This is a genomic window from Paenibacillus terrigena DSM 21567 (genome assembly GCF_000374845.1).
Lineage (GTDB): Bacteria > Bacillota > Bacilli > Paenibacillales > Paenibacillaceae > Paenibacillus_K > Paenibacillus_K terrigena.
Genome location: NZ_KB895417.1, coordinates 425,289 through 432,824, shown reverse-complemented (window position 1 = coordinate 432,824; position 7,536 = coordinate 425,289). Strand labels below are relative to the sequence as shown.

The 7,536-nt window shown below is 44.6% G+C and carries 6 protein-coding genes, 6 tRNA genes and 1 rRNA gene; all 13 read right to left on the bottom strand.

Features of this window, described 5'->3' with window-relative positions:
• A 16S ribosomal RNA gene (locus C558_RS0118130) occupies positions 1-84 on the bottom strand; the annotation flags it as partial.
• Between the two features lie 327 nt (positions 85-411).
• Positions 412-1,542: an FUSC family protein gene (locus tag C558_RS31335; RefSeq protein WP_018757703.1), complete on the bottom strand. Its 1,131-nt coding sequence runs from the start codon at positions 1,540-1,542 to the stop codon at positions 412-414.
• 214 nt (positions 1,543-1,756) lie between these two features.
• Positions 1,757-1,839: transfer RNA gene (locus C558_RS0118120), tRNA-Leu, on the bottom strand.
• 65 nt (positions 1,840-1,904) lie between these two features.
• Positions 1,905-1,980, bottom strand: a tRNA-Lys gene (locus C558_RS0118115).
• Between the two features lie 18 nt (positions 1,981-1,998).
• Positions 1,999-2,075 (bottom strand) — tRNA-Asp (locus C558_RS0118110).
• Positions 2,076-2,096: 21 nt separating this feature from the next.
• Positions 2,097-2,173, bottom strand: a tRNA-Met gene (locus tag C558_RS0118105).
• Between the two features lie 67 nt (positions 2,174-2,240).
• Positions 2,241-2,316, bottom strand: a tRNA-Val gene (locus C558_RS0118100).
• Between the two features lie 5 nt (positions 2,317-2,321).
• Positions 2,322-2,397: transfer RNA gene (locus C558_RS0118095), tRNA-Asn, on the bottom strand.
• Between the two features lie 120 nt (positions 2,398-2,517).
• Entirely contained in the window at positions 2,518-2,685 is a 168-nt protein-coding gene (locus tag C558_RS33880) for a hypothetical protein (protein WP_018757702.1), read from the bottom strand.
• Positions 2,686-2,815: 130 nt separating this feature from the next.
• The gene (locus C558_RS0118085) at positions 2,816-3,517 is read right to left on the bottom strand and encodes an AIM24 family protein (RefSeq protein ID WP_018757701.1); all 702 of its coding nucleotides are present in this window, start codon (positions 3,515-3,517) and stop codon (positions 2,816-2,818) included.
• Between the two features lie 30 nt (positions 3,518-3,547).
• Positions 3,548-3,973, bottom strand: a complete 426-nt coding sequence (locus C558_RS0118080) for a tropomyosin (protein ID WP_018757700.1) — start codon at positions 3,971-3,973, stop codon at positions 3,548-3,550.
• A gap of 214 nt (positions 3,974-4,187) precedes the next feature.
• Complete coding sequence (locus C558_RS31330; protein ID WP_018757699.1) at positions 4,188-6,446, bottom strand: 5'-nucleotidase C-terminal domain-containing protein; 2,259 nt, start codon at positions 6,444-6,446, stop codon at positions 4,188-4,190.
• Positions 6,447-6,639: 193 nt separating this feature from the next.
• Positions 6,640-7,536 carry a carbohydrate ABC transporter permease gene (locus tag C558_RS0118070; RefSeq protein WP_040675251.1) on the bottom strand — a complete coding sequence of 299 codons (897 nt, stop codon included), beginning with the start codon at positions 7,534-7,536 and terminating at the stop codon, positions 6,640-6,642.

Sequence of the window (7,536 nt, the reverse complement as noted above, 5' to 3'; positions counted from 1 at the left end):
CCCGAAGGAATAACTCCGCTCGACTTGCATGTATTAGGCACGCCGCCAGCGTTCGTCCTGAGCCAGGATCAAACTCTCCAATAAAGTGTTTGACTTGCTCATTTTGAAACTGACTTGCTTGCGAGAACCGAAGTCCTCGTTATACTTTCAATCATTCGTTGTTCAGTTTTCAAAGATCAATGTCTTTCTCGTGATCACCGCATCGTTCTCTCGGCGACAACTTTTATAATATATCACATTCGATTTCATAATGCAAGATATTTTTTTAAGTTTTTTCGAGAAGTTCTTTTCTCTTGCGTCCCGTCTGCTACTCTCGTAGCGGCCGGAATAAGAATATACCATGGAATGCAAAAAGAATGCAACATGCAATTAATTCCAAATGGAATCTACGCATATTACACTCTTTCTTCGCTAATTCGCTATTCTACGCGGTGTGGAATTTTTCTTCGTCTTCATATATCCTGTTGCCTTCACCAAAGCATGATTCGAAGACATCGACGAACTCGAGCGTTCTATCTCAGCAACGATACGATGCAAATCCGCGAACAGACTCCCAATCTCCATCAGTGTCTCTGCCTTAGCTTGCTGTTCCTTAAAAGCATCAAACAATAAAAACTGATCATCATAGGCCTGATGAATCGCCTGTTCCAGTGCTTCATGCCGTTTTGGCGTTGTTTGTTTTAGCAATCTACCATATAACCGAATACATTCAGCTGAACTCATTAGCGCAGCCTCGATCGGCAATTGCTTCAAATATTTCGTTCCAATCTCCTGTACAGCATAGTTCACACTGGATACAGCAATCAATATTTTCTGAACTGTATCTACACGATCTTGCAAGGCTGCTAGTTTTCGAGAATCTTTACGATAGACAAAGTTATATTTGAGACTTTTCTGTGCATTACAGTATGCATCATTCAATTTTCGACTCAAAGACATCAAATCCGCATCCGAATATTGAAAACTCATCAAGTCATTCTGCTGTGCAGACACACTTTGACCCAATTGCTGCATTCGTTCCGCAAGCTTCTGACAAATATTCGCGTTTCGACGCACAGCCGACGGCATTTTATTCTCAGGATGTATCGTGATTTGAACAAGAACCGCAATGAGCGCACCGACAATCGTCTCAATTATCCGCCCTGTAGCGTAACCTTGAGCTTGTTGAAAAGACATCACCATCACCGAACTCACACCAATTTGCGAAATAATCTGCGGATTCAGTTTGAAGGCCGTAGCTGCGCCCATACCAATAAGGAGCACCACCACGACACCTAAGAAGTTCTGTCCCACATAAGGCACGACGACAGCGGTCACGACGACCCCAATGATTACACCAAGAATACGGTATAGTCCTTTTTCCATTGTATCTGCGATCGTGAGTTGAACCGTCAATACAGCTGCAAGGGGAGCAAAATACGAGAAATGATCTCCAAACATTAAAGATGCGACTGACCAAGAGATCGCCGCCGCCAACACTGTCTTTATGACATGAAATGTAAGACCCAGGCGAGCGCACCATTTCATTATACGCGTCAACATGGAGCACACACCTCCTATTTCCATATGGTTATTGACTTATCTGAACAACTTTATTATATCGACTTCCACAACACTAATTTGTGATTATAATCACAAATATTAGCCTAGTACATTAAATTTTTAATAACTCCACTATACCTAAGTATAAAACACCTTAGTACAAAATAAAAATCCCGCACCTCTTCGCAGAAGTCACGGGAATCATTATTAAGTATGGTGCGCGTAGAGGGACTTGAACCCCCACGGTCGCCCGCTAGATCCTAAGTCTAGTGCGTCTGCCAATTCCGCCATACGCGCGCATGTGGTACTTAATTACTATACTATGATTGAAAGTGCTTGTCAACCATATTTTTTAGAAAAACTGGTGAGCCATGAAGGACTCGAACCTTCGACACCCTGATTAAAAGTCAGGTGCTCTACCAACTGAGCTAATGGCTCTCATTAGAGAGGTAAAAATGGCGGAGCTGACGGGATTCGAACCCGCGGTCTCCTGCGTGACAGGCAGGCATGTTAGGCCTCTACACCACAGCTCCATAATATCGTTTAAAATCATTTGGTTGCGGGGGCAGGATTTGAACCTGCGGCCTTCGGGTTATGAGCCCGACGAGCTACCGGGCTGCTCCACCCCGCGTCAGTTATACTTCTTACATTTCCCCAGGGCCTCGGAAAATAATCGTAATACCCTTTGGTGATCATAATGGTGGAGGCTAACGGGATCGAACCGCTGACCCTCTGCTTGTAAGGCAGATGCTCTCCCAGCTGAGCTAAGCCTCCATAAGTGGCTCCCCGAACAGGACTCGAACCTGTGACAACTCGATTAACAGTCGAGTGCTCTACCAACTGAGCTATCAGGGAATATCGTGTATCTCGTGAACAGAATCTTAATTTACCACAGAGTTCGACATAATACAAATGTAATTTTTTACAATTGCTTATTCATTCGGTGAAGAGGGGCTGCTGTCGTGCAGCTCCTTCCTACTCGCGCAGCGCTTCTCTAAGCGGTGTCGACATGCGGCCTTCCCCTCTTGAACGTTGATTCTTTAATTTGATTACCAACTGCTTGAGTCTTGCATTCTCCTCTTCAAGCTCCTGAATCCGCTGGTTCAGCTCCTCTACCTGTGCCTGCTCATGATTATCTAACATAAGTAACCTCTTTCTGCGTATCATCCATTTGGTCGATTAACAATACCCTGCAAAACCCTATCGTTAACATCTATCCTAACGCCTCATGGCTTCTCGAGCAAATTTTTCAGAATGTTCAGCTCAGAATCGGTCATTTGATAAGAATGCCACCAAAAGGAATCACCTCGCGCAAAACGCGCCGTATAAACCCATCTCCCTCAATTTCTTGTTCCAGTTGATGATCTGATTTTCCAGTCTGAATCAATGCATAGCCATGACCTGTAATTTCAAAATGGTAGTTCATATGCTGGCTCGCAAGTGCATTCCCATAAACACGTGGAGTCAGTGTTGCATTCTCCGGATAAGCAACAAGACAACCTACGTCGATATAAGTCGGCTGAACTGGGTCCAACTTCATCCGATGCAGCTGTCCATGTGTCAGGACCCCCAATATCCCTTCATCCCCGGAAAATTTCATCTTAATAATCTCACGCGTGATTAATGCATTCTTCAACGTTTGAACTTTACGCTCAACACGCATGCCATCGGTATAGAACAAGACATGCTTCCACTCAAAGAGAAGATCGGCACCTTCGGAGAGCGGGATCGTCTGTACCGAATACCCCGCCGGCAGCCCAATCATGAATTGCGCAGGCCCGCTGACATTCGATTGAATCAATTTTCTTTTGCGATACATGCCTGCAATATCCATAAGCCGATCTTCGCGTTGATTCGAATTTCCTTGAAAGGCGATAATTTGACTTGGATGGAGCACTGATACCTTCTCCCCAGCATCCAATTGAAGTGTGACCGCTTGCGATAGGGTTGCTCCCTCTTCACATATGACATTCATATCCTAATCATCTCCCCTATCCTTGTCTCATTATCGATGGCGCCGCCAGAACAAGACTCGTGTGACTCGTGTCATGATAAAAAAAAGCGCTATGACGCTAGCTGCGATCATGATTCCTCTTATGATCCACTTCATCCGTTCTTTCTGATGTAAATCCTGTTCTTCCAGCAGCTTCAAACGTGATGTCAGTGCCTCATTCTGTACGCGAAGATGCTCGTTCTCCTGCATCAATTGATTCGAGACCGTCTCATACTGTTCCCGGCTCTTCTGGAAGCTCTCTTCCATTTGCGTATATTTCGACTTCAGCTCATCCACATCGGAGGGAATTTCCTTCACGCCGTTCACCCAATCCCAGAATCCCGCGTGTGCGGCAGGCGCCGGGCCGAGCCATAATCCGATGCATAAGGCGAATATGCCTATGTAGGCTATTATTTTATAATTGCGAATCGATTTCATATTCTGCTCCATCCCCTCTCTCAAGAGAACAATCGAACATATATACGAAATTTGTCGAAAGAAGTTGCAAGATTCATAGAGTTATTGCAGTCGGAAATTGGCATGAAACACCTATTTTGCCCAAGGCATGATACGAGCCAGTTTCACCCCGTGATTTTCAGTGGAAAAAACAAAGAAATCCAAGCTATAGGCTTGGATTTCTTTGTTACTGCTGTTAAGGCAGCATGGTTATATATTTTTCGTAAACATAGCCTTCTTGACCGTTGAAATTCACTTTCACCCATCCATGCTTGTCAACGCTTAGTACCTTCAAAACGGTATTCTGTGGCACTGCCGTATAAATCTTAGCTGTAGATGAGGCTTTAGCACGTACATTCAAGAAATATGCTGTAACCTTAGCTTGCTTCTCCATTGTATTGGTAGATTCTTTAATAGGTGTAACTGGCTTGGTCGGCTTTTCAACAGCAGCAGGTTCACTAGGTTTAGGTTGCTCTTGTTCTTCAACGACACCAGCCGAGGTTTTTCTCGCTTGATTTAGCTTCTGATAGAACTCACCTTTCGTTTTTACGTCGGTGAACAACGCTTGGCTTACCTCTGCTTTTGTAGCGAGATCAGCGATTTCATCTTGAGTAACGGAATCTAGAATGTTAATGGAAGCTATATTGGAGTATTTACCATCTTCCGTTGTTGGAACCGATAGAATACCGTCATTGATTAACTCCACAACATCTGCACGTGCTGGTGCTGTCGTATCGATACCTGTCACTTTCCAATTATGATGAATCGTTGGTTCGTACACGCCTTTTTTTACTTCTTTCAAATAGGCAATCGAGAGGTTTCGAATCGTACCTTTATCTTCGCCGTAGGCAGTCGCATCTTTAGAAGACCAAAGCTGCTTGAATGTTCTGCCTTCCAGTGCGCCACCCTTAGCTTTCAGGGCTTCCATTCGGTAGGCGTTCATTCCAAGCTTCAGCGTATCGTCTGCTTTCACGGAAACTCCACTCGCATACTTCAGGTTCTTAATTCTGCTACCATAAGGCTCGGACAAGTCAACTTCATAAGTTACGCCACCAAAGAAATCATTCGTGCTGTATTTAGAGGCACGTCTCTTCGCATCGAAACTAATGGTTACATCGCCAGGTCGCGTCGAGTTAAAATAACCTACTGCCCATTCCATATAGTCTTTTAAGTCTTTACCTGTTACCTGGTATACTGTAACTTCACCAAGTGCGAATTGATAATTATAAGCAATGTCTTTTTTCTTAATCGGTCCAATATCTAGTTTAGCCTTATCATTATCAATCTGGTGAGCGACGACATCGGCCTTACTGTAATGCAACATGACTTCGCTGAAGAAGTCCGATAACGGCGTCTCCTGGATTTGTACAGCAGGAATGCCTTTCATTTCATTTGGTGGGACAAGGTTTGTTCCCTTCAGTTCAGCGACAACGGTATTCGCATCTGCGCGAGCGAACTCGTGAAATGGTTGTAAAATGCCTTCTAGTCCGCTATCTGATTCCTCAAACGAGCCATCGGGGGCTTTAACCGCTAGAGCCGTTGCTTGCTTGTCTTTCAGTACGACTTTATCCCCTTGCTTTGTGAACGTCAGGTCGATACGCGAAATATGTGATCCATATTTATTAGGCTCAGAAATGAGCACACCATTCACTGTTTTCGATTCAACTAAGGTATGCATATGTCCAGCAAAAATAGCAGTCAGTTCGGGATTCGCATTAGCGATATCCGTTACACCTGTACCTGCTTTTCCATTCTCATTATCTAGTCCCATATGCATGAGGCCAACGATGACATCAACCTTACCTTTTAGCTCAGCGACAGCTTTTTTTGTTTCTTCTACAGGATCCTTCACGATAATGCCGTCTAAGTGGTCGGTTCCCTTTTCAAACTCCGTAATCATGGGTGTATTCATGCCGATAATGCCAACTTTGACCCCGGCCTTCTCAATAATGGTGTAAGCCGGCATGTAGCGGTCGCCATTTTCTTTGAATACGTTCCCCACTAAGGGTTGTCCCTTAAATTGCGAGGAGATTTTCTCTAACACATCAAGCCCAAAGTTGAACTCGTGGTTTCCCATTACCCATGCGTCATACTTCATCTCATTCATAGCTACCATCATAGGAGACCTCGGTTGGTTATTAAACAACTCTGCAGAGTTATCTTGTATCATGTCTCCTGCATCAAGCAAAATCGTGTTTGGATTCTGTTCACGAACCTTTTTGACAATTGTGTATAGCTGAGTCAAGCTGCCTGTCTTGTTCGGGCCATCGAGTGCGTAATCCCAAGGCATAAACCGTCCGTGGATATCCGATGTTCCAAGCAATGTTATTTTGGTTTCGGCTTCAGCCTCTGCGGCTTGAACTTTGTTACTGGAGAGAGGGGTGACGAGAGCTGAGGCGCATAACATTAATGTAAGTAACAGTCCGATATAACCTTTTGGTGCAAATTTCAGCATGTTGTTAATCATCCTCTGTATTAATTTTATGTAAAGTTTTCGTTCACCACCTCATTCTAGTGAATAGACCGTTATATGTAAACGATTAAATTTCCCTTTATGGAATAAAAATCCGCCAGCTTCGGTGCCACGAAGAAATCATCCTCGTTCTCGAAGCAGGCGTCATCCGCAATCTTCTCCTCATTGTCATGAGCTACTCTTTCACGCTGCCAACCGTCATCCCTTTGACAAAATACTTCTGAAGGAACGGATAGACGAGCATTATCGGAAGTGCGCCCATAAAAATCTGAGCCGTCCGCAGCGTCTTCTCACTCAGGTTCTCCATCGATTTCAGCTGCTCGGGCGACATCGAGGACATCTGCGAATTGATCGCTGTAATCAACGTGGATAGGTACGTCTGTAACGGATATTTATCCGGTGAATTCATATATAATATCCCATCGAACCAAGCGTTCCAGTGGCCGACGATTGTGAACAAACCAATTGTCGCGATGGATGGCAAGGAGACGGGTAAATAAATCTGCCATAAGATCCGCCAATAGCCTGCACCGTCAATGGTCGCTGCTTCATCCAACTCTCTAGGAATCGAGCGAAAAAAGTTCAGCATGAGCACCATATTCCACACATTGAGCGCACCTGGTAATATCAGCGCCCAGATCGAATCCATGATCCCGGTGTTCTTCACGACAATATAAGTCGGAATTAACCCGCCACCGAAAAACATCGTGATCGCAAAAAACCATACGTACACCGTACGATATTTGAACTGGCTGTTCGGACGTGCTAATGGAAATGCGGTAATAAAGACAAGAAACATATTAACGGCCGTTCCGAGCACCACACGCTCAATCGATACCCATAGCGAACGGAAGAACTCGACCTTCTCTCCTAGAAACATATAAGCATCTAACGAGAAACCAACAGGCCACAGCTTCACTTCACCCGCCATCGCTGCCGTGTTCGAGCTAAGTGAAATAGATAGTAAATGCACGAACGGGATGATGCCCAATACGGTAATTAACGTGAGCAGCAGCGTATTCAAGACGATGAACATTCTTCTGCTAAGCGATGGTTTATGCAACACAAGCAT